Origin of the sequence: Pseudomonas frederiksbergensis (assembly GCF_000802155.2) — a bacterium.
In the GTDB taxonomy this organism is placed as follows: Bacteria; Pseudomonadota; Gammaproteobacteria; order Pseudomonadales; family Pseudomonadaceae; genus Aquipseudomonas; species Aquipseudomonas frederiksbergensis_A.
The window spans coordinates 38,958-62,857 of sequence record NZ_JQGJ02000013.1; the positions used below are offsets into that span (position 1 = coordinate 38,958).

The 23,900-nt window shown below is 53.9% G+C and carries 23 protein-coding genes and 1 pseudogene; 16 read left to right on the forward strand and 8 right to left on the reverse strand.

Annotated elements, in window-relative coordinates; translation table 11 throughout:
• Position 1: 1 nt before the first annotated feature.
• Both JZ00_RS21205 and JZ00_RS21210 read right to left on the reverse strand, forming a co-directional pair.
• Positions 2-1,978, reverse strand: a complete 1,977-nt coding sequence (locus tag JZ00_RS21205; protein WP_024014918.1) for a copper resistance system multicopper oxidase — start codon at positions 1,976-1,978, stop codon at positions 2-4.
• Positions 1,979-2,155: 177 nt separating this feature from the next.
• Positions 2,156-2,362 (reverse strand): co-regulatory protein PtrA N-terminal domain-containing protein, encoded by a 207-nt coding sequence (locus JZ00_RS21210; RefSeq protein WP_019816895.1) that lies wholly within the window; start codon positions 2,360-2,362, stop codon positions 2,156-2,158.
• Positions 2,363-2,745: 383 nt separating this feature from the next.
• Between JZ00_RS21210 and flgB the strand changes: the two genes are divergently transcribed.
• Positions 2,746-3,159, forward strand: coding sequence for a flagellar basal body rod protein FlgB (gene flgB, locus JZ00_RS21215; protein WP_019816894.1), 414 nt, complete (start codon positions 2,746-2,748; stop codon positions 3,157-3,159).
• 110 nt (positions 3,160-3,269) lie between these two features.
• Here flgB and JZ00_RS30425 read toward each other — a convergent pair whose 3' ends face one another.
• On the reverse strand, positions 3,270-3,470 hold the full coding sequence (locus JZ00_RS30425; protein ID WP_047292961.1) for a heavy-metal-associated domain-containing protein: 201 nt from the start codon (positions 3,468-3,470) through the stop codon (positions 3,270-3,272).
• 358 nt (positions 3,471-3,828) lie between these two features.
• On the opposite strand from JZ00_RS30425, the gene JZ00_RS30430 reads away from it, so the two are divergent.
• Genes JZ00_RS30430 through JZ00_RS30435 form a run of 4 tightly spaced genes read left to right on the forward strand, consistent with a single transcriptional unit; the run spans position 3,829 to position 5,641 of the window.
• Positions 3,829-4,104, forward strand: a complete 276-nt coding sequence (locus tag JZ00_RS30430; protein ID WP_073470825.1) for a metal/formaldehyde-sensitive transcriptional repressor — start codon at positions 3,829-3,831, stop codon at positions 4,102-4,104.
• A gap of 20 nt (positions 4,105-4,124) precedes the next feature.
• Positions 4,125-5,045 (forward strand): CDF family Co(II)/Ni(II) efflux transporter DmeF, encoded by a 921-nt coding sequence (dmeF, locus tag JZ00_RS21225; RefSeq protein WP_024014915.1) that lies wholly within the window; start codon positions 4,125-4,127, stop codon positions 5,043-5,045.
• 39 nt (positions 5,046-5,084) lie between these two features.
• Entirely contained in the window at positions 5,085-5,456 is a 372-nt protein-coding gene (locus tag JZ00_RS21230) for a hypothetical protein (RefSeq protein WP_024014914.1), read from the forward strand.
• A 2-nt stretch (positions 5,457-5,458) separates the two neighbouring features.
• Entirely contained in the window at positions 5,459-5,641 is a 183-nt protein-coding gene (locus JZ00_RS30435; protein ID WP_024616838.1) for a DUF1289 domain-containing protein, read from the forward strand.
• Positions 5,642-5,678: 37 nt separating this feature from the next.
• Here JZ00_RS30435 and JZ00_RS21235 read toward each other — a convergent pair whose 3' ends face one another.
• The 3 genes from JZ00_RS21235 to JZ00_RS21245 all read right to left on the reverse strand — a co-directional run bounded on the left by JZ00_RS21235 (position 5,679) and on the right by JZ00_RS21245 (position 9,261).
• Entirely contained in the window at positions 5,679-8,036 is a 2,358-nt protein-coding gene (locus JZ00_RS21235) for a heavy metal translocating P-type ATPase (protein WP_024014913.1), read from the reverse strand.
• Between the two features lie 180 nt (positions 8,037-8,216).
• On the reverse strand, positions 8,217-8,750 hold the full coding sequence (locus JZ00_RS21240; protein ID WP_024014912.1) for a cupredoxin domain-containing protein: 534 nt from the start codon (positions 8,748-8,750) through the stop codon (positions 8,217-8,219).
• 157 nt (positions 8,751-8,907) lie between these two features.
• The gene (locus JZ00_RS21245; protein WP_024014911.1) at positions 8,908-9,261 is read right to left on the reverse strand and encodes a co-regulatory protein PtrA N-terminal domain-containing protein; all 354 of its coding nucleotides are present in this window, start codon (positions 9,259-9,261) and stop codon (positions 8,908-8,910) included.
• A 204-nt stretch (positions 9,262-9,465) separates the two neighbouring features.
• On the opposite strand from JZ00_RS21245, the gene JZ00_RS21250 reads away from it, so the two are divergent.
• The 11 genes and pseudogenes from JZ00_RS21250 to JZ00_RS21290 all read left to right on the forward strand — a co-directional run bounded on the left by JZ00_RS21250 (position 9,466) and on the right by JZ00_RS21290 (position 21,609).
• Entirely contained in the window at positions 9,466-10,152 is a 687-nt protein-coding gene (locus tag JZ00_RS21250) for a heavy metal response regulator transcription factor (RefSeq protein ID WP_019816984.1), read from the forward strand.
• Positions 10,152-11,540, forward strand: coding sequence for a heavy metal sensor histidine kinase (locus tag JZ00_RS21255; RefSeq protein WP_024014910.1), 1,389 nt, complete (start codon positions 10,152-10,154; stop codon positions 11,538-11,540). Before JZ00_RS21250 ends, JZ00_RS21255 begins: the two co-directional genes overlap by 1 nt.
• 360 nt (positions 11,541-11,900) lie before the next feature.
• Positions 11,901-12,284 (forward strand): copper homeostasis periplasmic binding protein CopC, encoded by a 384-nt coding sequence (copC, locus tag JZ00_RS21260; protein ID WP_024014909.1) that lies wholly within the window; start codon positions 11,901-11,903, stop codon positions 12,282-12,284.
• Positions 12,285-12,287: 3 nt separating this feature from the next.
• Positions 12,288-13,226: a copper homeostasis membrane protein CopD gene (gene copD / locus JZ00_RS21265; protein WP_024014908.1), complete on the forward strand. Its 939-nt coding sequence runs from the start codon at positions 12,288-12,290 to the stop codon at positions 13,224-13,226.
• Between the two features lie 73 nt (positions 13,227-13,299).
• Positions 13,300-13,641 carry a hypothetical protein gene (locus JZ00_RS31575; protein ID WP_080377434.1) on the forward strand — a complete coding sequence of 114 codons (342 nt, stop codon included), beginning with the start codon at positions 13,300-13,302 and terminating at the stop codon, positions 13,639-13,641.
• 100 nt (positions 13,642-13,741) lie between these two features.
• The gene (locus tag JZ00_RS21275; RefSeq protein WP_024014906.1) at positions 13,742-14,998 is read left to right on the forward strand and encodes a TolC family protein; all 1,257 of its coding nucleotides are present in this window, start codon (positions 13,742-13,744) and stop codon (positions 14,996-14,998) included.
• Entirely contained in the window at positions 14,995-16,479 is a 1,485-nt protein-coding gene (locus JZ00_RS21280) for an efflux RND transporter periplasmic adaptor subunit (RefSeq protein WP_039593196.1), read from the forward strand. Before JZ00_RS21275 ends, JZ00_RS21280 begins: the two co-directional genes overlap by 4 nt.
• Positions 16,476-19,619: an efflux RND transporter permease subunit gene (locus JZ00_RS21285; RefSeq protein WP_024014904.1), complete on the forward strand. Its 3,144-nt coding sequence runs from the start codon at positions 16,476-16,478 to the stop codon at positions 19,617-19,619. Before JZ00_RS21280 ends, JZ00_RS21285 begins: the two co-directional genes overlap by 4 nt.
• Positions 19,620-20,118: 499 nt before the next feature.
• Positions 20,119-20,304 (forward strand): HNH endonuclease signature motif containing protein, encoded by a 186-nt coding sequence (locus tag JZ00_RS32035; protein WP_230383560.1) that lies wholly within the window; start codon positions 20,119-20,121, stop codon positions 20,302-20,304.
• Between the two features lie 8 nt (positions 20,305-20,312).
• A pseudogene (locus tag JZ00_RS30450) lies at positions 20,313-20,642 on the forward strand (DUF3703 domain-containing protein).
• A 55-nt stretch (positions 20,643-20,697) separates the two neighbouring features.
• Complete coding sequence (locus tag JZ00_RS21290) at positions 20,698-21,609, forward strand: cation diffusion facilitator family transporter (RefSeq protein WP_024014903.1); 912 nt, start codon at positions 20,698-20,700, stop codon at positions 21,607-21,609.
• A gap of 126 nt (positions 21,610-21,735) precedes the next feature.
• Here the strand turns inward: JZ00_RS21290 and JZ00_RS21295 are convergent, their stop codons facing one another.
• The gene (locus JZ00_RS21295; RefSeq protein ID WP_024014902.1) at positions 21,736-23,172 is read right to left on the reverse strand and encodes a heavy metal sensor histidine kinase; all 1,437 of its coding nucleotides are present in this window, start codon (positions 23,170-23,172) and stop codon (positions 21,736-21,738) included.
• Positions 23,169-23,843, reverse strand: a complete 675-nt coding sequence (locus tag JZ00_RS21300) for a heavy metal response regulator transcription factor (protein ID WP_039593197.1) — start codon at positions 23,841-23,843, stop codon at positions 23,169-23,171. The genes JZ00_RS21295 and JZ00_RS21300 overlap by 4 nt, the downstream gene beginning before the upstream one ends.
• Positions 23,844-23,900: the final 57 nt, after the last annotated feature.

Sequence of the window (23,900 nt, forward strand, 5' to 3'; positions counted from 1 at the left end):
TTTACTCATCAACCCGTACTTCACGGAACATGCCCATTTCCATATGGAAAAGCAGGTGGCAGTGATAGGCCCAGCGACCTAAAGCATCGGCGGTGACTCGATAGCTGCGCTTGGTACCCGGTGGCATGTCGATTGTGTGCTTACGTACCATGAACTTGCCGTTTTCATCTTCAAGGTCGCTCCACATTCCATGAAGGTGGATGGGGTGCGTCATCATGGTGTCGTTTACCAAGGTGATGCGAAGACGCTCCCCGTACTTGAGGCGAAGGGGCTCAGCATCAGAAAATTTGATGCCGTTGAAGGACCAGGAAAACTTTTCCATGTGACCGGTCAGATGCAGCTCAATGGTGCGATTGGGCTCTCGGCCATCAGGGTCCTGGAAAGTGCTCTTCAGATCTGAGTAAGTGAGCACGCGTCGACCGTTGTTCCGCAAACCGATACCTGGATCGTTCAGTTTTGGCGTTGGGTTCATGGCCTGCATGTCAACCAACGGGTTGTTGGTTTCGGACGCTGGGTGAGATTGCATCTCGCCTCCCATGCCCCCCATGCCTCCCATCTGGCTGTGATCCATGCCGGCCATGTTGGGCATGTCACCTTTGTCCATCCCCGCCATCTTGCTGTGGTCCATGCCGGCCATGTTGGACATGTCACCTTTGTCCATACCTGCCATCTTGCTATGGTCCATGCCGGCCATATTAGTCATGTCACCACTGTCCATGCCGGTCATCCCGGTCATGCCACCTTCGTCCATTCCCTGCATCTTGCTGTGATCCATGCCAGCCATACCTGACATGTCACCCGGTTTCATATCGCCGCCGCCCATGCCAGCCATGCTGCCATGGTCCATGCCAGCCATACCGCCCATGCCCATGTCATCCATGGTCAACAGCGGACGCGGATCGATCGCCGGTACCGGTGCTTTCAGTCCTTCACGAACTGCCAAGGTCCCCCGCGCATAGCCGGTTCTATCCATGGACTGGGCGAAGATTGTGTAAGCCTCCTCGGTGGCAGGCTCAACAATCACATCATAGGTTTCTGCCACGGCGATGCGGAATTCATCGACACTGACTGGTTGGACATATTGGCCGTCGGCCGCCACCACGGTCATTTTCAAACCAGGAATGCGAACATCGAAATAGCTCATCGCTGAGCCATTGATAAAGCGCAGGCGCAGCTTCTCGCCAGGCTTAAAAATACCGGTCCAGTTGCCGTTCGGCGCTTGGCCATTCATGAGGTAGGTGTAGGTATCCCCGCTGACGTCTGCCAGATCAGTGGGGTTCATTTTCATTTCGGCCCACATTTTCCGGTCGGCGACGGCAGCAGACCAACCTTGCTTGCTGACGTCGTCGATGAAGTCGCCCACGGTACGTTTGTGGTGGTTGTAGTAGTCCGATTGTTTCTTGAGTTTGGCCATGACGCGACCAGGATCCTCATCGGTCCAGTCAGTCAGCATCACCACATAGTCGCGATTGTATTGAAACGGCTCAGGCTCTTTCGAATCGATGACTATTGGCCCGTAAACACCGGCCTGCTCTTGCAACCCAGAATGGCTGTGGTACCAGTACGTGCCGTTTTGATGCACCTTGAACTTGTACTCGTACATGCCGTCGGGCGCGATGCCATGGAAGCTCAAACCCGGTACACCGTCCATGTTGGCAGGCAAAATGATGCCGTGCCAGTGAATGGAGGTATCTTGCTCCAGACGGTTTTTCACGCGCAGAGTGACCGTCTCGCCTTCGCGCCAACGCAGCAAAGGCCCCGGCAACGAGCCATTGATGGTCATGGCTGTGCGCGGCGAGCCAGTGATGTTTACCGGCGTTTCACCAATAAACAGATCAAATTCGTTGCCGGTGAGGACGCTCGGCAGGCCGGGACTGGTCACTGCCCATACAGGAGTGCGCCACAGACCAAGGCCACCAAGGATGCCGCCGGCGGCCAGGCCTTTAACGAATGTCCGTCTAGAGGTTTTGGAATGCATGCCGTTTATTTCCAATCAGTCAAAAGGGAGCCGTTCAAATCAACCCGTGAGTTGGCAAGATGAGCTTCGCGTACCGAAAAAAAGACGAATTTTTCATTGCAAGCGAGCTCAGAAATTGCCACATCTAAACCACCTTCGTGATTACATTTCTGTCAGCTTGGCCGCGTGCCTGATCGTTCAGCAGTTTTTATGGTCCATCGCTTTGGCTTTGCTTTCAGCGACAGGCGGTTGAGCGCTCTGCGTTTGAGCTACCTGGTACGATTCCATCGAATTCGTCCTGGCCACTTCCATACGTGCGAAAGTCCGGTCACCACCGCCTTCAGCCATGGCCAGAGTGGAAACAGTCAGCGCTGCGACGACGAACAAGGTTTTGATGGTGTTCATATGGGCTACCTCAGATGTGTGAAAATATCCCCTCTGAATCACATCATGGATTGGACTCTTTGGGGGTGAGCAAAAGACTCAGTTGGACTATAAGAGACACCCCCTGTCAGGAAGCTTAGGCCAATATTACAGTTGTGTCAGTTTGGAATATTTTTCTTGAAGTACACGCTATTTAATACGTATGGTCTCCATCTTTTCGCATTGCGCGACTTTTATTGAATATAAGATTGAAGTGTAATCATTGCTTTGGGTTCCATTAATTCTCACGGAGGCGATGTTCTAGGTCTCTGCATTAAAATTAATAGGAGACTTGAATGCTCTGCTGCAACAGCTGGGTGTTCAATGATCAAAGAAGATAGTAATGCCACCGAGGGTGATTGATTGTGAGTATTAATTTTGAGAAAGCATTAGGCTCCGCAGAAAGAGCGTTAGTTTATCGTGGCCAAAGAGCTGAGATCTTAAGTAACAATATCGCGAACGCTGACACTCCGAACTTCAAAGCCCAAGACTTGGATTTTTCTACTGTGCTCGCCAGCCAAACCAAAGAACCTGCTACCACTGCGTTTTCTTTGAAAACAACAAACGCAAAGCATTTTCTTAAGAAAGAATCGGCGGTGGCTATATACGGGCGCGACTTGCTTTACAGCACGCCGGCTCAGCCTGCCTTGGACCAAAATACTGTCGATCAGCAGGTCGAGGTCGCGAAATACACGGAAAACGCGATACGTTTCGATGCCGCTTTTACTCGGCTAAATGGAGCATTCAAGGGTTTGCTCAAAGCTCTGCGCGGTGACTAGCAGCATAGGCGCATGCGAGCCAACTTTGGCCGATACAGCGGCTCAGGTACTTTCGGATTCAAAGGTATTCACCATCAGACGACGCTCTACTCAGGAGCAGGCGTCTCCATTCAATGGCTGATCTTGGAAGGAAAACCAACAGCCTCCACAGCTTTACGAAGCTGTTCCGCGTTTTCGCTACTTTCAACACTCACCTTACCGGTTGATCGATCGACTGAGACCGTAGCGTTGCCGTCCAGTGCCTGGATCGCTCTGGTGATTTTGCCGACGCAGCTGCCGCAACCAATGCCTGATACATCTAAGACGACCATGTTAATTATCCTCGTGCTGAGCGGTGTCTTTTCCCCGCAGCTAAAGCATCGACGTTGACACCGTGGCAAGGTCAACAATTATCTAATCAAGGCCGTGAGCGTCATTTCGAGAAATTTCACAAACTTGACCACCCGGTTGTTAATCAGCTCACTACCGTTTGAACGGATTCGACCAGTGCGCCCTATGGCCCTGGTCGGTTGAGGTCGCCTAACGGCACATTGCGGCTCTCTTGCTTGATCCCTCGATTTTGTAAGCCTCTCGTTCCGTCAAAAAGCTTTGATCTGTCCTCCCGCGAACCTTGCATAGGTATAGGGGGTACGCCTATCATGCGAGCTAATATAGCCAGGGGGGTATCACGTGGGCCACATCGCATCACACAAAGACGATCTTCTTAAACGCGTAAAACGTATTGCCGGACAGATTCAAGCTGTTGAACGAGCATTGGAATCGGATCTCGACTGCGCCAAGACACTCCATCTTGTTGCGGCCACTCGGGGTGCCATCAACGGGCTGATGGAAGAGATCATCGAGGATCACGCACGAGAGCATGTCGCGAACCCTGCGCTCAGCGAAGAAGAGCGTAACAAGGGCGTCGAAGAGCTTCTTGAAGCTATCCGCCGGTACTCCAAGTGAATGCATCCAGGTAAACACGTATGAGCAGGACAGACATCGATTACACACACGACCACGTGTTTCTAGGCTCAGCGCACGACGAGAATGCCAAGCGTACGCTTTGGGTTGTAGCACTCACGGTGGTAATGATGATCGGGGAGATCACCGCCGGCTATATCACGGGTTCGATGGCGTTACTGGCCGATGGCTTCCACATGGCAACCCATGCCGGCGCATTGGGCATCGCGGCGGCCGCTTACGGATACGCAAAACGCCACGCTACCAGCCAGCGCTACAGTTTCGGTACAGGAAAGGTTGGAGACTTGGGCGGGTTCGCCTCGGCGCTGATTCTCGGCATTGTTGCGTTGGGCATTGGCGTTGAATCGGTCATGCGTTTGTTGCAGCCAACACCGGTTCAATTTGGCACCGCGACCCTCATCGCCGTTGTCGGTTTGCTCGTCAACATTGTCAGTGCCCTGCTGCTGGGGCATGGGCACGACCACGACCACGACCACGACCACGATCACCCTCATGCCCACAACGGAAACGACAACAACTTGAGGTCGGCCTATGTCCATGTCATTGCAGACGCGTTGACGTCGATTCTGGCCATCGCTGCATTGCTTGCCGGTCGGTATCTGGGCTGGGTGTGGCTCGACCCGGTCATGGGTATCGTCGGCGCTTTCGTTATCGCGCGTTGGGCCTGGACCTTGATGGGGGTAACTGCGGGCGTGTTGCTCGATCAGACCGACGCCCACGTTGCCGAGGAAATCCGCGAACTCGTTGAGAAACCGGGTGGCGCTACCATTACAGACTTGCACGTTTGGAGGGTGGGTCCTCAAGCGCGCGCGGCGATCGTCAGCGTTCTAGGTGAAGCCACTGTGAACGCCGACAGCATTCGTGAACGTCTCAAACCGGTTCACGAAGTCAGCCACCTGACCGTCGAGTTCCGACAAACATGACTCAGCGCCTGTCCAGCACAGCCTCTATAGGAAACACCGATGCCGCCCGGTAAACGTGAGCTGGCTCGAATCGAGCGCCAGTTGATCGTCACGCTCACCGACGCGTGCGAAACAGCAAAGGACGAGATAAAGGGCTTTATTTGGCTCACTCACACCGCTGACCTAAGTGCGTTGGCTGAAACCCTAAAGGTCATCTGGGTGTTCGAAACCCTGGCTGACAGGAAGCGGGCCGAGATTGATGCGAAGGCCCGCATCTTTGAGTTGACGGCGATCGCCTTGAAAGAGGCCAATCTTGACCTGCCTGTTTCAGACCGCAATGTCCGCTTTGACTCGGAGCAAGAGTGCCAACGCACGCACATAGGCGACTGGAAACGTCGCATGGCTCAACTACATAAAGCTAAGGGGGACTGACCATGGCAAAAGAAATCGAGAATCCTTGTATCTCGGTTTGCCAACTCAGTGGTGATCTGTGTGTGAGCTGCGGGCGAAGCAAGGAAGACATCAGAAAGTGGAAGCGCATGAAGCGGCCTGAAAAAATGGCCGCTGTGCAACGGGCGAATGCGCGCTTAAAGGGACTGAAGAAAGCACATGGATAGCCATTCCCCCGAGTTAAAACCGCTGCAATTTTGAAGGTCAGTCAACTCGGGTATTCCTCAGCCTCAATGCATTGAAAACTACAGATGCAGAACTGACGCTCATGGCTATGGCAGCGATCATTGGCGACAGGAGGTGCCCCGTCAATGGATAGAGCAAACCAGCGGCAAGAGGTATACCCATTGAGTTGTAGAGAAAAGCAAAGCCCAAATTCTGGCGCATGTTTTTAACTGTGGCGACCGAAAGAGCTCGTGCTCGTAAGATCCCCATCAGGTCACCTTTGACCAGCGTGAGTTGCGCGCTATTCATCGCCACGTCAGTCCCCGTTCCCATGGCTATCCCCACATCTGCTCGCGCCAGGGCCGGAGCATCGTTGATACCGTCACCTGCCATGGCCACTTTTCGCCCGTGTTGCTGTAGGTCTGCCACCAGACGTTCCTTGTCTTGGGGTTTGACTTCACCGTGGACCTCTTCAATCCCCATCTCCCTGGCGACAGCCCGAGCGGTAGTAAGCCCGTCCCCAGTAGCCATGATGATTTTCACGTTGTGAGCCTTAAGCTTGGTGACGGCCTCTTTTGAGGTCGGCTTGATCGGATCTGATACGGCCAACAAACCTGCCAATGCGCCGTCGACGGCGAGGTAGATAATACTGATGCCGTCAAGTCGCAACACCTCAGCGCGCTCTTGTAGGGAGTTGGTGCTCACGCCTGCGGCTTCCATCAACGCTGTGTTCCCCAGCTGGAGCTTCTTGCCATCGACAACGCCACTGACGCCGATACCCGAATCCGACTCAAAGGATTCGGGCTTGGTGAGCTTTATGTTCTCGGCTCGGGCGTGATCGACGATCGCATGTGCTAAAGGATGCTCGCTGCCCTGATCAAGGCTGGCAGCCAGGTGAAGGACGTCGTCGGGATTGAAGGTGGGAGTGGCCTCCACGCTGTGAAACACGGGCCGTCCCTCTGTCAGAGTGCCTGTCTTGTCGACAATCAGCGTGTCGATTCTGCAAAGGCTTTCAATTGCACTGGCATCTCTGAACAAAACACCCATGCTGGCTGCTTTACCTGTCGACACCATGATCGACATAGGCGTAGCAAGTCCCAACGCACAGGGACAAGCGATGATCAGCACGGCGACAGCGTTGATTAGACCAAACACCCAACTGGGCTCAGGGCCGAAAAGCCCCCAACCGATAAATGTCATTATCGCAATCGCGATAACACCCATCACGAAGTAGCCGGCAATCGAGTCGGCCATTCGTTGCATCGGCGCCTTGGAACGCTGAGCTCTCGCGACCATCTGTACGATCTGGGACAGCATGGTTTCGGCACCGACCTTCTGGGCCTCCATCACCAGGCTCCCATGCGTATTCAGCGTGGCGCCGATCAGGCTATCTCCAGCTTTCTTCATTACCGGGACTGGCTCGCCAGTGAGCATCGACTCATCCACCGCACTTTCACCCTCAAGTACCGAACCATCAACTGGCACCTTTTCACCCGGTCTGACCCGTAAGTGGTCTCCCAGGTGCACATGTGTGAGAGGAATGTCTTCCTCCTGGCCATCGGCATTGATCCGGCGTGCAGTTTTGGGCGAAAGGCCGAGAAGAGACTTAATGGCGGCGGAAGTTTGTGATCGGGCTTTGAGCTCAAGGATCTGGCCAAGCAACGTGAGCGAGATGATGACCGCTGCCGCTTCGAAGTAAACGCCGATACGTCCATCTTGCATGAAATTGGAGGGAAAACTTTGGGGGAAGAGCGTTGCTATGACGCTGTACAGATAAGCTGCGGCGGTGCCCAACCCAATCAGAGTCCACATGTTGGGACTGCGATTTTTAACCGAGGCCAGTCCCCTTACAAAAAAAGGCCATCCTGCCCATAAGGTCACGGGTGTCGCCAGAGCGAACTCGATCCAGTTTTGAGCCGAACCATGAAGAAGTTGTAACGAGTGACCCGCCATCGCGAGCACGGTTACGACCACGGTTAAGGGCAGCGACCACCAGAAGCGGCGATTGAAATCCCGGAGTTCAGGATTTTCTTCTTCATCAAGCGCCGGCATGACAGGCTCTAGTGCCATGCCACATTTAGGACAGTTACCGGGGCCGGTCTGCCGTATTTCAGGATGCATCGGGCACGTAAATTCAGTGCCCGTTTGTACCGCAGACTCCGGCGTTGTGCTGCCTGACTCGTTGCGCACCACGTGGCCACTGTAGCGCTCAGGGTCCGCTCGAAACTTCTCCTGACATTTCAGGCTACAGAACCGATACGTCTGTCCCTGGTAAGTCTCAGCAAATTTACTCGACGAAGTGACTGCCATTCCACACACCGGGTCATGTAGATCAGCATCATCCCGGGAAGCAGCATGGGTGTGATTATGGTCGTGATGGCCAGAGGTGGTAGGCATGTCTATTCCCCTTGTAAGGTGCTACTAGAAATGAGCATATTCAGTACAACGCTGATTTGCGGCTCCACAGTGGTGCGGTGATGTTTCCGCACGGACCCCGGCTGAGAAGCGTTGCTATGTTACTTGCGACTTAGCGTAGCCAACTCTTGCGTCGGGCCGGCAGAAACAGCCGACTCCGGTTTATTTCAGATCAAATTCGCCGACCATTCCCGATTGGTAATGCCCCGGCACGTTGCAGGCAAACTGAAGCCCTGCACTGTTGTTGAAGGTCCAGATCAGCTCTTGGGTTGAGCCAGGCTCAATCAGGACACTGTTAGGGTCGTCATGCTCCATTGCGACCATCTTCATTCCGCCCATGCCGTGGCTCATGCCGCTCATCTTCCCGGTACCGGTAGGGCTTAATGTTCCGTTCTTGAACATGCTTGCCATTTCTTTCTGGTGTGCTGCATGAGCAGCGGCTTTGCCGATGTTGAACTCATGCAGCAGCGAACCCTCGTTGCGAAGGACAAAGCGGATTGTTTCACCAGGTTTTACGTCAATGCTTTTAGGCTTGAAAAAAATGTCGCCCATCTCGACCTCTACAGTGCGGGTAACGTCAGAGGCCACACCAGGCTGGCCTATGTCGTCTTGTCCATGCCCAGCATTAGCCATAGCCGTAGCAGCGAAAAAAAGGGTCATTGCTGCGATGAACGGGGTAGCGAGCGTAGTTTTCATGGTGACCTCAGGAATACGTGGGAACATTGGCTATGCTAATGATGCTCAGCTGCCAGCTAACTGACTTGGGCATTACTTCTTTGTCAGTTTTCTAAATAGATACGGCGTCCAATTGACGCCGCAACAAGATGCTGACAAGTACTTATCCTGGGGGCGTTTATTGATGGTTTTCTGAAAGCATCAATTTGTGCTCGCGCTGCATCTGGCGCAAAACGTCGTCAACAATTTTGTCGTGCTTCTCCATCCAGGCTAGATGCTGTTGGGGTGACATTGAGGCATCTGGGTGATCGTTGTGGAGCTGGCTCATGATGTCGCCAAGCATCTTCATGTGTTCTGCCATGTGGACGTGACGCTCTCCTTCAGGGGCTTGTTCAGCTTTCATCAACGTGGCCTCGGCCTTGTCGCGCAAACCTTCCATACGCTCAATCACACGATCTCCGCCGCTTTCAGCCCACACAGAAGCCGAGACCAGTATCGAGCTTACAAAAAACAGCATTTTCAGGTGGTTCATCGGGGTAGCTCCTCATGAGGGAATCCGACTTCCATACGATTCATCGCTCAGAGGTCGGTCGAGCACCAATGAAGTGCTCATGTCTGAACCCTAGCCAGCACTCGCTGACATCTACCTGAAGCCAAGATTACTTTTCTGTCAGTTGCTGGTTGGCTGCCAGTTTTCGTTGCAGACTCCGCTTAACCTTTATCTGAGAACGACCTCATGAGACTTCTTGTCGCTGAAGACGAACCAAAAATAGGTATCTATTTGCAGCAAGGGCTCAACGAGGCCGGGTTCAATGTCGACCGTTTCACGAATGGAAAAGAGGCGCTTCAGCACGCTTTGAGCGAAGCCTATGATCTGCTGATTCTCGACGTCATGATGCCGGGTTTGGATGGCTGGGAAGTCCTGCAGAAGGTGCGCGCTTCCGGGAAAGACGTCCCGGTGCTTTTTCTCACCGCCAGAGACCGCGTTGAAGACCGAGTGAAGGGACTTGAACTCGGTGCGGATGACTATCTGATCAAACCCTTCGCGTTTTCTGAATTGCTTGCTCGAGTCAGAACGCTGCTGCGTCGCGGTAGCAGCGCACCTTCGCAAACCTTTATGAAACTGGCTGACCTTGAAGTGGACCTGCTCAAGCGTCGAGCCATCCGAGGAGGCAAACGCATAGACCTTACGGCCAAAGAGTTCGCGTTGCTTGAGCTTCTGCTGCGTCGTCGAGGGGAGGTGCTGCCAAAGTCTCTTATCGCCTCCCAGGTTTGGGATATGAACTTCGACAGCGATACCAACGTTATCGAGGTTGCAGTGAGACGGCTCAGGGCCAAGATAGACGACGATTTTGAGGTCAAGTTGATTCATACCTCAAGGGGAATGGGTTACATGCTCGATGCACCAGATTCGGAGTCGTGATGAACCGGATGTCCCTGACGACTCGTATGAGTCTGATGTTTATGCTCGCGGTAACGGCCGTGCTCACGGTCGCCGGACTCAGTTTCAATAACCTCAGCCGGCATCATTTCAAGATGCTGGATCAGCAGGCATTGTACGAAAAACTCCACTCGACCCAGCGGATCTTGTCCGGGCTGAGCAACATCGATCAATTCAGCGAGGCTAAACCGGAGTTAGAAGCGCTGCTGGGCGCACACCGTGATTTGACTGCGCTTATCATCGATGGCGACGGCAAGGTGCTGTTTGCGGATCCCGGCCCGGTCGACGTTCCGAAGGCGTTTCGAACAACCACAAACACAACCGTCTGGGAATGGCGGGAGCAAGAGCAGATGTTCCGTGGTGTGACTGCGCAATCCGTAGTGACGGGACAAGAAAGGCCATTAACTGTCATGTTGATTTTTGACGTTACGCAGCATATGTCCTTTTTCGAGACGCTCGAACGATGGTTTTGGATAGGGTTGGTGATCAGCGCATTGGTCAGTGCTGCACTCGGCTGGATGGTAGCTAGCAGTGGCATGCGGCCTATCCGCCAGGTCACACGGGTTGCTGCCTCCATGTCAGCAAAATCACTCAAGGAGCGTATTCCCCTGGCACCCGTTCCGAAAGAGCTTCAACAGATGGTGTTGTCGTTCAACGCCATGTTATCCAGGCTCGACGATGCATTTGTCCGGTTATCCAACTTTTCGGCAGACATTGCCCACGAACTACGGACCCCCGTGAGCAACTTGATGACCCACACTGAAGTGGTGCTTTCGAGAAAAAGAAACATCGAGGACTACGAAGACAATTTGTACTCCAATCTTGATGACTTGAAGCGCATGAGCCGGATGATTGATGACATGCTTTTTCTGGCGAAATCTGACAATGGTCTAATTACGCACGAGAGCAAGCCAATAGACCTGGTGGCTGTCGTGGAAAAATTGCTTGAGTACTACCGCCTGTTGGCTGATGAACGAGGGATCGAGCTCAAGGTTTCAGGACGGGGGAGCGTGCGAGGTGATGTTCTTATGCTCCACCGAGCGATTTCCAATCTGCTCTCAAATGCGCTGCGCTACACCTATGAAGGGACGTCAATCAGTGTCGATATTCAGCACAAGGATGCGTCGGTAACGGTTGTCGTGGAAAACCATGGTGAGCCCATTGCACCCGAACACCTTGAAAAGCTGTTTGATCGTTTTTATCGCGTGGACCCAGCGCGGCGAGAAGGAAGTCCAAGCAACGCAGGGCTAGGTCTGTCGATTACCCGATCAATTGTCGAAGCGCACGATGGCAAGATCTGGTGTACGTCAGGCGACGGGAAAACGGCTTTTCATCTTGAGTTTCCGGCCGTCGATTCGACGGTTAGCTGAGCGACAAAACATTTGGGACCAACGGCGTCTTGGCGTTGTGCGTTTAGCTACGCCTCTGCGGATTTTTCAGAGTGATTGAGCTCCCCGGTCCTGCGGTACGCCGTCTCTTTTCAGGCCTTGCTACGCTCAACGATTAGATGCCAAACATCGGATCAAGCTGACTGAAATGTAATCGAACAGTTTGTGATCGTGTGGCATCGTGTTCTCGCACTGTGACGTTAGGGCTAGCGAGTTTCTCCTGTTCAACCTGGCGAAGAGGACGGGGGCTCCGAGTTAATCAACAGTGGTTTTTAAAGAAATTAAAAACTAGTTCCTCCCAAAAAACCTCGAATCAACAGCGCTTGCTGTGAGGAGTCTTGCATGTCATTCCTTAAAACTACGTCCGTGGCCGTTGCAATCACTGCTGGTTTGCTTCTGAGTGCAGTGGCCCAGGCACATCCAAAACTTCTTTCTTCCACTCCGGCAGAAGGCTCGGATGCGGCGGCTCCGTCGAAAATCGAACTGCATTTTTCTGAGAATCTCACCACTCAGTTTTCCGGTGCAAAGCTGATCATGACCGACATGCCTGGCATGCCTAACTCCCCCATGGGTGTAAAGGCCGCTGTCGCTGCTGGTGGTGATCCGAAAACGATGGTGATTACGCCGGCTGCACCGCTGACCACCGGTACCTACAAAGTTGAATGGCGTGCAGTGTCTTCGGACACCCACCCGATCACCGGCAACTTTTCATTCAAAGTGAAATGATCCATGAGCGACTCATTAAATATCGTGGTTCGCTTTGCTCTCTATTTTGACCTGATGTTGTTATTTGGACTGGCCATATTCGGCTTGTACAGTCTCAGGGGAAAGGAAAGGGTATCGGGCACGGTCTTGAACTTTGAGTCGCTTCTTTACGGTACTTCTATTGCAGGTGTAGCTCTGTCCCTTGCTGCGATGTTGTTGCTTGCAAAAGCAATGAGCGGTGTATCGGAGCTTATGGAGCTACATCACCACATTTTTGAAATGGTCATCATGGGCACCGATGTTGGGTTGACCTGGATGGTTCGGATAGCCGCCTTGGTGGGGGCAATTCTGGGCGTCGCGTTGAATAAACGATATCCGACACCCAGCCTCTGGATCGTCACCGCCTGTGGAGCAATCGCGTTGGCCACGCTAGCCTGGACAGGGCATGGTGCCATGGACGAAGGCAGCCGCCGCTACTGGCATTTTCTCAGCGACATTTTCCATTTATTAGCGGCAGGTGGCTGGTTGGGTGCTCTAGCGGCCTTCGCTCTACTGCTGCGGTTGAAATCGCTGAAGGGTGAGGAGGAAGCACGTATTCTTGCCCGCGTGCTGACTGGCTTTGAGTCGGCCGGCGGTGTGATTGTTGCGATCATAAGCGTTACGGGAGTAGTAAATTACCTTTTCATCGTCGGTCCCAACCTTGATGAGGTCATGCTCAGTACCTATGGCCAGTTGCTGTTTTTGAAGATCCTGCTCTTTGCCGGGATGATCGTTTTAGCGACGCTGAACCGCTTTCACTTAAGCCCGCTATTGGAGCGCTCGGTTCGCAATGGTCAATACTCTGTAGCGGTCAATGCCTTGCGCCGCAGCATGAAATTCGAATTCCTGATGGCAATCCTCATCATCTGTCTTGTCGCATGGTTAGGCACGCTAAGTCCTGAAATGGAAATGAGCGCGCAATAGAGGTTTCTGGCAGCTAACCAAGAAGCCTAGAACGTGATTGTTAGCACCATTTCTACTGGCTACACTTCAGCCCATGACACGCTATCTACGGCTTTGCCTGATTTTCCTGATTAGCCTGGCGCTTCCCTTCAGCGGGATGGCGGGTGTTCAGGCGCCGACAGAGCCGTGCCCGATGCAAACCATGGGCATGGCGATGATGGACGGCATGGGCCAAGACTGCTGCCATGACATGAAAAGCCCAACCGAGCACGGTAAACCCTGTAAGCCGGGCCAGGAGTGCAAGACCGGCGGCATGCTGCAAGTCTCCATCATCAAGCCTCCGGTGACCCTGTCGAGCCCCCTCGCAGCGTCCATCTCCATAGATTCCCATCCTGTCCAAACTCCATCAGGGGTATGGCGACCTCCCCGCATTTGATTCCTGTACCACACTGAGCCTCATTCCGCGTCAGGCGGTATGGGATATCTGCGTGCATCTCTCATGAAGCACGCAGTGGATCATCACAGGAATCGTGAACATGAAATCCAAGTGCTATTGCACAGGGCGGCCCCTCGTGGCCATCTTGGCGGCAAGCGTATTGGCCACGCCGAGTTTCGCTGCTGCGTTGACACTCGATGATGCTTTGCAGCTGGCTGAAACCAATGCGCCGTCGCTGACTGCACAAGATGCAAAAATTCGTGCCGCCACTAGTGCAGCCATCCCAGCCGGGGAACTACCCGATCCCAAGTTGCTGGTAGGTATACAGAACTATCCCATTGGGGGGCCGGATCGCTGGAGCATCGATCAGGACTTCATGACCATGCAAATGGTCGGTGTCAGTCAGGAAATGCCGAACAGCGCCAAACGAAAAGCCCGAATCGAGGTTGCTGATGCAGCCATTGACCGCGCTGCCGCTGAGCGTCTGGTCGAACGTCTAAAGGTTCGTCAGGCCACGGCGCTGGCCTGGATCAGCAGCTATTCCGTTGAGCGTAAAGACGCGCTGTTCCAGGACTTCTATAGGGAAAACCGCCTGCTGGCCGATACCGTCCGCGCGCAGATTGCCGGTGGCCGCGCTCAACCTGCTGATGCCGTCACGCCCAAACAGGAGGCGGCACAACTGGAAGAGCAGCAGGACGATCTGATTCGCCAGAGATCGCAAGCCCGAGCAGCTTTGAAGAGCTGGATTGGACCAGCCGCAAACGATAAACCTGTGGGCAGCTTGCCTGAATGGCCTGTAGAAGCCTCTGGGTACTCTCACAACGTTCAACATCACCCAGAATTGGCAGCGTTTGCCCCAATGACCCGCGAAGCGCAGGCCAAGGTGCGCGAGGCCGAAGCGGAAAAGCGGTCTGATTGGAGCTGGGAAGTCGACTATCAGCATCGCGGCCGAGAGTTCGGCGACATGGTCAGCGTGCAGTTTTCATGGGATCTACCACTGTTTCCTGACTCGCGACAAAACCCAAAAATCGCAGCCAAGCATGCGGAACTCAATCAGCTTGAGGCTGAGCGTGAGGTCCTTTCACGCGAGCACACCCAGCAATTGGAGGATGACTTAGCGGACTATGAGCGCCTGAACCGCGCCGTTCATCGAGCCCAGACCAGCCTGCTCCCTTTGGCTAAGGAAAAGGTCGAGCTCACTATGGCCAGCTATCGCGCCGGCAAAGGCGATCTGAACTCCGTCGTGGCCGCTCGGCGCGAGCTTATCGAAGCCCGTCTCAAGCAGATTGATGTTGAAGAGCAGCGTGCTCTCACCAGCGCTCGCCTGTATTTCGCCTATGGGGAGTCCGCTCAATGATCTCTCGAACATGGAAAGGGGTTTTTGTTGTCAGCATCTCAATTGCTTTGGGAGTCGCCGGTGGTTACTGGTTGGCTCAACCGAGGGTGAGCGCAGTACCGGATGCAGCATCGGAGCCGAAGCCGGAGTCCTCAGTCGATCGCAAGGTTCTGTATTGGTACGACCCCATGTACCCACAACAGAAATTCGATAAGCCGGGTAAGTCGCCCTTCATGGACATGGAGATGGTCCCTCAGTACGCGGATAGCAAGGGGGACAGCGCCACTGTTCGCATTGATCCAAGCCTGACCCAGAATCTTGGTGTGCGACTGGCTACGGTCAATCGAGGTGTGTTTGCTTCGAGTCTGGACGTTGTAGGTGTATTGACCTTCAACGAGCGTGACGTCGCCGTCATCCAGGCCCGTACGGCGGGTTTCGTCGAGCGCGTGTATGCCCATGCTCCTGGCGATGTGATCAAAGCCAACGCCGCCTTGGCGGATATTCTTGTCCCGGAGTGGTCTGCGGCTCAGGAGGAGTTTCTCGCACTTAAGCGTAGCGGCGATGCGGGCTTGCTGGCAGCGGCTCGCCAGCGTTTGCGGCTTACCGGGATGCCGGCGGCATCGATTACTCAAGTAGAGCGCAGTGGCAAAGTCCAACCGAACCTGACCCTCACCAGCCCTATCAGTGGGGTGTTGCAAGAACTCGATGTGCGCGAAGGTATGACAGTGGCTGCCGGCCAAACACTGGCACGCGTGAATGGGTTGAGTAACGTCTGGCTGGCTCTGGCGGTCCCGGAGACTGAATTCGGGTCGATACAGCTGGGACAAGTGGCTGAGGCGCGTTTGCCCGCGTTCCCAGGCGTCGTGCTCAACGGCGTGGTAAGCGCGATTCTTCCAGAAACCAATCCCGATAGTCGCACCCTTCGCGTGCGCGTCGAATTGCCTAACCCGCAAGGCCGTCTCAGGCCGGGTATGACCGCACGCGTGAGCCTTAATCGCGCGACGGAGCAAAGTGTGCTGTGGGTGCCGAGCGAGGCGGTCATTCGCACCGGTCTACGTGCCCTGGTGATGCTCGCTGAAGACGCCGGTCGCTATCGTCCCGTGGAGGTGCAACTTGGGCAGGAAAGCGATGGCAAGACGGCGATATTGAAAGGGTTGGAAGAGGGCCAAAAAGTGGTTAGCTCTGGCCAGTTCCTGCTCGACTCAGAGGCCAGTCTTAAAGGCATCGTTGCCAAATCAGAGGAACCTTCACCCACCAGTGCAGCCGCCGCCGGTTTGCATGAAGCGGATGGGCAAATCGTTGAGATCAACGATAAAGAAGTCACTCTCGCTCACGGCCCTTTTAAGACGCTGGGCATGCCTGGCATGACGATGACGTTCCCGCTCGCCAATCCCGCTCTGATGCAGGGTCTTAAAACGGGCGACAAGGTCCGGATAGGTGTGAATCAGACCGACGACGGCTTGCGTGTTGAGCGTCTGGACAAATCAGGGGGCCAGCCATGATTGCAGCCCTGATTCGTTGGTCCGTAACCAACCGATTCCTGGTGCTACTGGCGACGCTGTTTATCACGGCGTGGGGCATTTGGTCGGTGCAGAGCACGCCCATTGATGCGCTACCAGACTTGTCCGATGTGCAGGTGATCATCCGCACCCCGTATCCTGGACAAGCACCCCAGATTGTCGAGAACCAGGTCACCTATCCGTTGGCCACCACCATGCTCTCAGTACCAGGTGCCAAGACGGTGCGTGGTTATTCCTTTTTCGGTGACAGCTTTGTCTATGTGCTGTTCGAAGACGGCACTGACTTGTACTGGGCTCGCTCGCGGGTGTTGGAGTACTTGAGCCAAGTACAAAGCCGCTTGCCGGCCAGCGCCAAGCCAGCGTTGGGGCCAGATGCGACAGGCGTAGGATGGATCTTCCAGTACGCGCTGGTGGATCGCACTGGCGGGCATGATCTGGCGCAGCTACGCGCACTTCAGGACTGGTTCCTCAAGTTTGAACTCAAGACCCTGCCCAATGTGGCGGAAGTGGCCACTGTGGGCGGCATGGTCAAGCAGTACCAAGTGCAGCTTGATCCGCTCAAACTGGCCAGTCTTGGTATTACGCAGGCCGAGGTGACCGAAGCGATCGGCAAGGCCAATCAGGAAACGGGTGGCGCGGTGCTGGAGATGGCAGAGACCGAGTTCATCGTGCGTGCATCCGGCTACCTGAAGACGCTCAATGATTTTCGGGCGATCCCCCTCAAGCTGGGATCGGGCGGTGTGCCGGTGAACTTGGGCGATGTCGCCACGATCCAGTTGGGGCCGGAGATGCGCCGTGGCATCACCGAACTCGACGGCGAAGGCGAGACGGTTGGCGGCGTGGTGATTTTGCGCAGCGGTAAGAATGCTCGCGAGACCATTGCGGCGGTCAAGACCAAACTCGACGAGTTGAAAAGCAGCCTTCCGGCCGGAGTGGAAATTGTCACCACCTACGACCGTGGGAAACTGATTGACCGCGCTGTTGAAAACCTCAGCCACAAGCTCATCGAAGAGTTCATCGTTGTCGCATTGGTTTGCGGGATCTTTCTTTGGCACCTGCGCTCCTCTCTGGTGGCTATTATTTCCCTGCCGGTCGGTGTACTGATGGCCTTTATTGTCATGCGCTACCAAGGGCTCAACGCCAACATCATGTCCCTGGGTGGGATAGCCATCGCCATCGGCGCCATGGTCGATGCTGCTGTGGTGATGATCGAAAACGCACACAAGAAAGTTGAGGCATGGCACGTGGCCAATCCAGGTGAGGAACTGAATGGTGAACGTCATTGGCAGGTAATGACCGAAGCGGCGACTGAAGTTGGACCAGCCCTATTCTTCTGTTTGTTGATCATCACTCTTTCGTTCATTCCGGTGTTCACCCTGCAAGCGCAAGAGGGTCGGCTGTTCGGCCCGCTGGCTTTCACCAAGACCTACGCCATGGCTGCAGCAGCGGGATTGTCAGTGACCTTGGTGCCGGTTTTGATGGGCTACTGGATTCGGGGACGGATTCCTAATGAAAAAAACAACCCGCTGAGCCGCTGGCTCATCCGGATCTACCAGCCGGCTCTGGATGCAGTGCTGCGGCGACCGAGGATCACGCTGCTTGTGGCGGCGTTGGTGTTTTTTAGTGCGCTATGGCCAATGTCGCGCTTGGGGGGCGAGTTTCTTCCGCCTTTGAATGAGGGCGACCTGCTCTATATGCCTTCGGCGCTGCCCGGATTGTCCGCACAGAAAGCGGCGCAACTGCTGCAACAGACCGACCGCCTGATCAAGACCGTGCCAGAGGTCGAACATGTCTTCGGTAAAGCGGGACGTGCCGAAACTGCCACCGACCCGGCGCCGCTGGAGATGTTCGAAACCACCATCCAGTTCAAGCCACAGGAGCAATGGCGACCAGGCATGACTCCGGAAAAACTGGTGGAGGAGCTGGACCGAGTGGTGCGAGTTCCTGGGCTGACGAATATCTGGATACCACCGATTCGCAACCGAATAGACATGCTGGCTACGGGGATCAAAAGTCCTATTGGTGTAAAGATTGCCGGCACCAACCTGACGGAAATCGATTCGGCGACTCAGGCGGTCGAGCGAGTGGCCAAGGGCGTAGCCGGTGTCAGTTCGGCTCTGGCCGAGCGATTAACCGGTGGACGTTACATCGACGTGGATATCGACCGACAAGCCGCCGCCCGATACGGACTGAATATCGCCGATGTGCAGTCGATCGTGGCCGGCGCTATCGGCGGGGAAAATGTCGGTGAAACCATTGAAGGGCTTGCACGCTTCCCAATCAACGTCCGTTACCCTCGGGAGTGGCGGGATTCGCTTAGCGCTTTGGAGCAGTTGCCAATCTACACCCCGCTAGGCAGCCAGATCACCCTTGGCACAGTGGCGAAGATCAAGGTCAACGACGGGCCGCCGATGCTCAAAAGTGAAAACGCACGGCCTTCAGGCTGGGTGTACATCGACGTGCGTGGCCGGGACATTGCATCGGTAGTCGCCGATCTACGTCGGCTCGTCAGCGAGCAGGTCAAGTTGCAGCCCGGCATGAGCCTGAGCTACTCAGGTCAGTTCGAGTTTCTTGAGAGGGCAAATGCACGACTAAAACTGGTGGTCCCCGCCACGCTGCTGATCATCTTCGTCCTGCTTTACCTGACATTTGCACGCTTTGATGAGGCTTTGCTGATTATGGCCACGCTGCCATTCGCTCTCACGGGCGGAGCATGGTTTCTCTATCTGTTGGGATTCAACCTGTCGGTTGCCACCGGGGTCGGCTTTATCGCCCTGGCTGGAGTTTCTGCCGAATTTGGCGTGATCATGCTGCTCTACCTGAAAAATGCCTGGGCCGAGCGTCAAGAGCTCGGTGACAACACAGAACGCGGGTTGATGGCCGCGATTCGTGAAGGCGCTGTGCAGCGCGTTCGCCCCAAGGCCATGACCGTTGCGGTGGTTATCGCTGGTTTGTTACCAATACTTTTAGGAGGTGGTGCCGGCAGCGAGGTGATGAGCCGCATTGCCGCCCCGATGATTGGCGGTATGGTCACGGCGCCGTTGCTGTCGCTGTTCGTCATTCCGGCGGCCTATCACCTCATGCGCCGTCGACGCCTATCCGCTGAGCCTGGCAGGCACTAACGCGGAAAAAATGTGCAAAAGGGGCTGCGCTTGCAGCCTCGTTTGAGTTGCACATCTCGTTGTCATCAGTTCTACGCGCGGTATGTATCGAAATTAGCGAGTTTATGTATTTTGCATAAACTCGCTAATTTCGATACATACGCTGTGGTCAGTGCCATTCCCCACCAGCACTTGCTAGAAAAACGCCCGCTTCCATCACTGCGTTTCGATGAGCCAAAAAAAGCACCCTGCTCAAAGCCGACTTAGCATTCGTCACCCTGATATCTCTCTTGAAATTGAGGCAAATGACCTTAATATGATCTTATCTTGCCGTCATCGTTTTCGATCATGGATGTTTCTCGGGGGGTAGGTCGGAATGGCAGAACAAGAAGACGCAAAGCCTGCGAGTGGGCGCTTTAATACGAATGATGAGACGAAGCGGATCGTATGGACACAGACCGCTGGTCATTGTGAACTGTGCGGCGCAGATCTAACGTTCGACTATCGTGCCGGCAAGCCAATGAAATGGGGCGAAGTGGCGCATATCCTACCCGCCAGTCCCAAGGGGCCTCGGGGACGTGCGGATCATGATGCTGAGGCGCACACAAACGATACTGCCAACCTGATGCTCCTCTGCCCAGGCTGTCATGACAGAATTGATCGTGACGCAGATGGTTACCCTGAAAATAGTTGGAGCCCAAGCTGAAAGAGATTTTGCATAGGGCAATTCTTGAGGGCTTCGACGAAGCTCGGGTGGCGATTCTGTCCCGAGATTATGGGCGCGCTTACTATTGGCTTGAACGTACCCACATCCTCTCACAACGCCGCACTTTGCTACGTGCAAAGTCACACGTCTTGATGCTGTACGTGGGCGTCAAGACACATGATCCTCGGGAGATCCTGGGACAAATAACACGAGTTATCGCTGCACTGCTATTTTCTAAAGTATGAGTGCCTTCGGGGAATGCTGGTCGTGCCCGGGTCAGTTCTTTTCAGGTGATGCCTCTTTCTCAAGAGCTGGAAACTCTTCTGAATGAAGATTGATCCTCATGCGCGGTCTGAGTCGTTGTCGCATCCGCTTACACCCATGGAGAGACATATGAGCGCTGGTCATAGTCACGGTCAAGCACGTGCAGGACATGAGAAAAAACTGTGGATCGCTCTAGCGTTAACGACGAGTTTTATGATTTCAGAGGTCATTGGGGCTTTCATTACCGGCAGCTTGGCGTTGTTATCGGACGCAGCTCATATGCTGACCGATTCCACTGCATTAGCTATTTCATTGGTCGCTATTCAGATCGCCAAGCGCGCTGCGGATAAAAAAAGGACATTCGGATATGCACGATTTGAGATTCTCGCAGCTGCTTTCAACGCGATTCTGTTGTTCATGGTGGCGGTGTACATCCTATACGAGGCCTACCAGCGGTTTAAAACTCCGACAGAAATAGAATCGATAGGCATGCTGATCGTGGCAGTGATTGGGCTAGTTGTGAACCTTGTCTCAATGCGCTTGCTGATGTCTGCCAGTGACGAAAGTCTTAACGTCAAAGGTGCTTATCTGGAGGTTTGGAGTGACATGCTAGGCTCCATAGGCGTGATAGGAGCCGCATTGATCATTCGCTTTACCGGATGGATTTGGGTTGACGCGATCGTTGCCGCAGCTATTGGGTTATGGGTCCTTCCCAGAACTTGGATCTTGCTTAAAGAAAGCATGAATATCCTGTTGCAAGGGGTTCCAGAGGGCATCGATATCGCTGAAGTGGAGCTAAGAATAAGGGCGGTTGAAGGCGTTGAAGATATTCATGATTTGCATATCTGGGCTTTGACCAGCGGCAAGAATGTCATGAGTGCACACCTTGTCGTCCAACGTTTCTCCCGCACCGAGCAGGAAATATTAGCTGAAGTAACGCACCTTATGAGCGAAGCGTTCCATATTAGCCATACGACGCTTCAATTAGAGGATTCGCGATTTCATGAAGGGCTCGAAGAAAGCGAAGGTATGCAGCACTAGTAAGATACGTCGCGAACAGCCCATGTCAATGGTAGGGCACGTAAGGGGAAGCCCCCTACACCACCAGAGTATTTCTAGAGGTATGGGGGGATTTGAGTGCGGATTATGCAAGCTTGATATTGAAACTCACCCCTGAACCCGTCTTGCCTGCTGCCAGGAAGTTTGTCCCTCGAGGTTTGGAAAGTTCAGCCTGAAAACAGTAATGCTACCAGGCATGCTCTGAACCTCCGCTGTTCCCTGATGAAGACTCATGATCGATCTGACAATCGCCAAGCCAAGACCAGTCCCACCTTCCGCACGGGAGCGACTGGTGTCGACTCTATAAAAACGGTCGAACAAGTGCGTCAGATGCTGAGGTTCGATTCCTGCGCCTGGATTGCCTACAAGTAGCGAGACTCGTTCGGCATGGCTTTCGATAACAATTGAAATAGATTGGCCGGCCGGGCAGTGGCGTATAGCGTTCGACAGCAGATTCGATATTGCTCGCTGAATCATCAGCCTGTCGCCAATGGTCTTGCCGTTTCCGGCGACGCTTAGGCTGATGCGCTTTTCTTCCGCCGACAGCGAAAACAGATCGACGACCTTCAATGCTTCATCTTCTAACGTAATTGTCTCGAACGGGACGAGCGCCGCTGGATGACTGACTTGAGCGAGGAAGAGCATATCCGAGACGATCCGGGTGACTCGGCCCAACTCTTCGGTGCAAGACTCCAACACCGCTTTGTACTCTTCTGCAGGTCGCTCCCGAGATAGTGTCACTTGTGCCTTCCCCATCAAATTGGTGATTGGGGAACGTAATTCGTGGGCCAAGTCATCGGAAAACTGCGACAGCTGCTGAATACCACTGTCGAGTCGGTGGAGCATGAAATTGATACCATGGGCCAGTTCACTCAGTTCCTGAGGCATTTTGACCACTGAAAGACGATGACTGAGATCTTGGGCCGAGATCATGGCGGCGACCTTTCGAAATTCTCTGAGGGGAGAGAGCCCTCGTTGCACCACAGCCCAAGCGCTAATTCCAATGAGTATCAGTAAAAGCGGTAGAGCAATGATCGTCGATCGAAGATACGCGCTGAGCAATGCTTCATCGTTCGCACTATCCATGGACAGCAAAACGGCGACATTTTTACCATTCTTCAATCGGATGAGTTTGTATGCGGTGAGGAAGTGTCGACCCTCACTATCGGAATTTGAAGAATATGAGAGATTGTCGATGGCGGCATTAGCAGCTTTCAATTCGATTCGTGGATCCGATAAACCAGTTCCGAATTTTAGTACTGGCGTCCTGAGGTTTGTCAGGTCATAAATGGACAAATTTAGATTGTCGTGCCCCATGACTTGATCCAGCAAGGAGTGCGGTTTCGAGTTCACCTCCGCCATATCCTCGTAAAATGAGAGGCTGTGTTCCACCTGCTCCATTTTCTTTTCCAGACTATGTTTCGCCAATTTATCCAGCTCATGCGTAAGCGCGAAAAAGGCCAATATAGCCAGAAACACCACTAACAAGGCCCCCAAGATACTCACCGTCAAACCTAGTCGCATTGACAGGCTCGCCGGCTTCATTCGCGTGCCTCCAATACATAACCAACCCCGCGAAGGGTGTGGATCAATTTGTTATCAAAGGGATCGTCAATTTTGGCCCTCAATCTACGGATTGAAACCTCTACAACGTTGGTGTCGCAGTCAAAATTCATATCCCACACTAAGGAGATGATTTGGGTTCGTGAGAGTACCTCTCCAGTCTGACGCATCAGTAGATGCAGAAGCGCGAACTCCTTGGTCGTCAAATCTATACGCTGCGCGCCACGAAAGGCACGGTGGCGCCCTTGATCGAGCTCCAGATCGGCTACTTTGAGTACCTGCGGTACAGGAATGTGTTCACTTCGACGCATAAGGGTTCGTACTCGGGCAAGCAGCTCTGGGAACTCAAACGGTTTAACCAGATAGTCATCAGCACCCAGATCGAGCCCGCGAATTTTGTCCGCAAGCCGTCCCCGGGCCGTCAACATCATCACCCTGGTATTGCTGCTTTGGCGCAGATGTTCAAGAACACCCCAGCCATCAAGTTCTGGAAGATTAACGTCGAGTATCACCAAATCATAGACATGTTGACGTGCAAGATGAAGTCCATCTGCTCCGGTTACCGCACGGTCGACTATATAGCCACTTTCTGTCAGCCCTTGATGCAAGTATTCGGCAGTTTTAGGCTCGTCCTCAATTACAAGGATTCGCATGATATTTCGCCCTCTTCAATAGGAAGTCAGTTGGGTCAGAAGTGTTATTGTTTTATT

Excerpts from the sequence above, each read along its gene's own strand:
- JZ00_RS31575 (WP_080377434.1), top strand. The coding sequence starts at position 13,300 with ATGACACGCTATCTACGGCTTTGCCTGATTTTCCTGATTAGCCTGGCG.
- JZ00_RS30435 (WP_024616838.1), top strand. The coding sequence starts at position 5,459 with ATGGCAAAAGAAATCGAGAATCCTTGTATCTCGGTTTGCCAACTCAGT.
- dmeF (WP_024014915.1), top strand. The coding sequence starts at position 4,125 with ATGAGCAGGACAGACATCGATTACACACACGACCACGTGTTTCTAGGC.
- JZ00_RS21295 (WP_024014902.1), bottom strand. The coding sequence starts at position 23,172 with ATGAAGCCGGCGAGCCTGTCAATGCGACTAGGTTTGACGGTGAGTATC.
- JZ00_RS21210 (WP_019816895.1), bottom strand. The coding sequence starts at position 2,362 with ATGAACACCATCAAAACCTTGTTCGTCGTCGCAGCGCTGACTGTTTCC.
- JZ00_RS21250 (WP_019816984.1), top strand. The coding sequence starts at position 9,466 with ATGAGACTTCTTGTCGCTGAAGACGAACCAAAAATAGGTATCTATTTG.
- JZ00_RS21255 (WP_024014910.1), top strand. The coding sequence starts at position 10,152 with ATGAACCGGATGTCCCTGACGACTCGTATGAGTCTGATGTTTATGCTC.
- copD (WP_024014908.1), top strand. The coding sequence starts at position 12,288 with ATGAGCGACTCATTAAATATCGTGGTTCGCTTTGCTCTCTATTTTGAC.
- JZ00_RS21205 (WP_024014918.1), bottom strand. The coding sequence starts at position 1,978 with ATGCATTCCAAAACCTCTAGACGGACATTCGTTAAAGGCCTGGCCGCC.
- JZ00_RS21290 (WP_024014903.1), top strand. The coding sequence starts at position 20,698 with ATGAGCGCTGGTCATAGTCACGGTCAAGCACGTGCAGGACATGAGAAA.
- JZ00_RS21245 (WP_024014911.1), bottom strand. The coding sequence starts at position 9,261 with ATGAACCACCTGAAAATGCTGTTTTTTGTAAGCTCGATACTGGTCTCG.
- JZ00_RS30425 (WP_047292961.1), bottom strand. The coding sequence starts at position 3,470 with ATGGTCGTCTTAGATGTATCAGGCATTGGTTGCGGCAGCTGCGTCGGC.
- JZ00_RS21300 (WP_039593197.1), bottom strand. The coding sequence starts at position 23,843 with ATGCGAATCCTTGTAATTGAGGACGAGCCTAAAACTGCCGAATACTTG.
- JZ00_RS21275 (WP_024014906.1), top strand. The coding sequence starts at position 13,742 with ATGAAATCCAAGTGCTATTGCACAGGGCGGCCCCTCGTGGCCATCTTG.
- JZ00_RS21230 (WP_024014914.1), top strand. The coding sequence starts at position 5,085 with ATGCCGCCCGGTAAACGTGAGCTGGCTCGAATCGAGCGCCAGTTGATC.
- JZ00_RS21240 (WP_024014912.1), bottom strand. The coding sequence starts at position 8,750 with ATGAAAACTACGCTCGCTACCCCGTTCATCGCAGCAATGACCCTTTTT.
- JZ00_RS32035 (WP_230383560.1), top strand. The coding sequence starts at position 20,119 with ATGAAATGGGGCGAAGTGGCGCATATCCTACCCGCCAGTCCCAAGGGG.
- JZ00_RS21235 (WP_024014913.1), bottom strand. The coding sequence starts at position 8,036 with ATGCCTACCACCTCTGGCCATCACGACCATAATCACACCCATGCTGCT.
- JZ00_RS21280 (WP_039593196.1), top strand. The coding sequence starts at position 14,995 with ATGATCTCTCGAACATGGAAAGGGGTTTTTGTTGTCAGCATCTCAATT.
- JZ00_RS21285 (WP_024014904.1), top strand. The coding sequence starts at position 16,476 with ATGATTGCAGCCCTGATTCGTTGGTCCGTAACCAACCGATTCCTGGTG.
- copC (WP_024014909.1), top strand. The coding sequence starts at position 11,901 with ATGTCATTCCTTAAAACTACGTCCGTGGCCGTTGCAATCACTGCTGGT.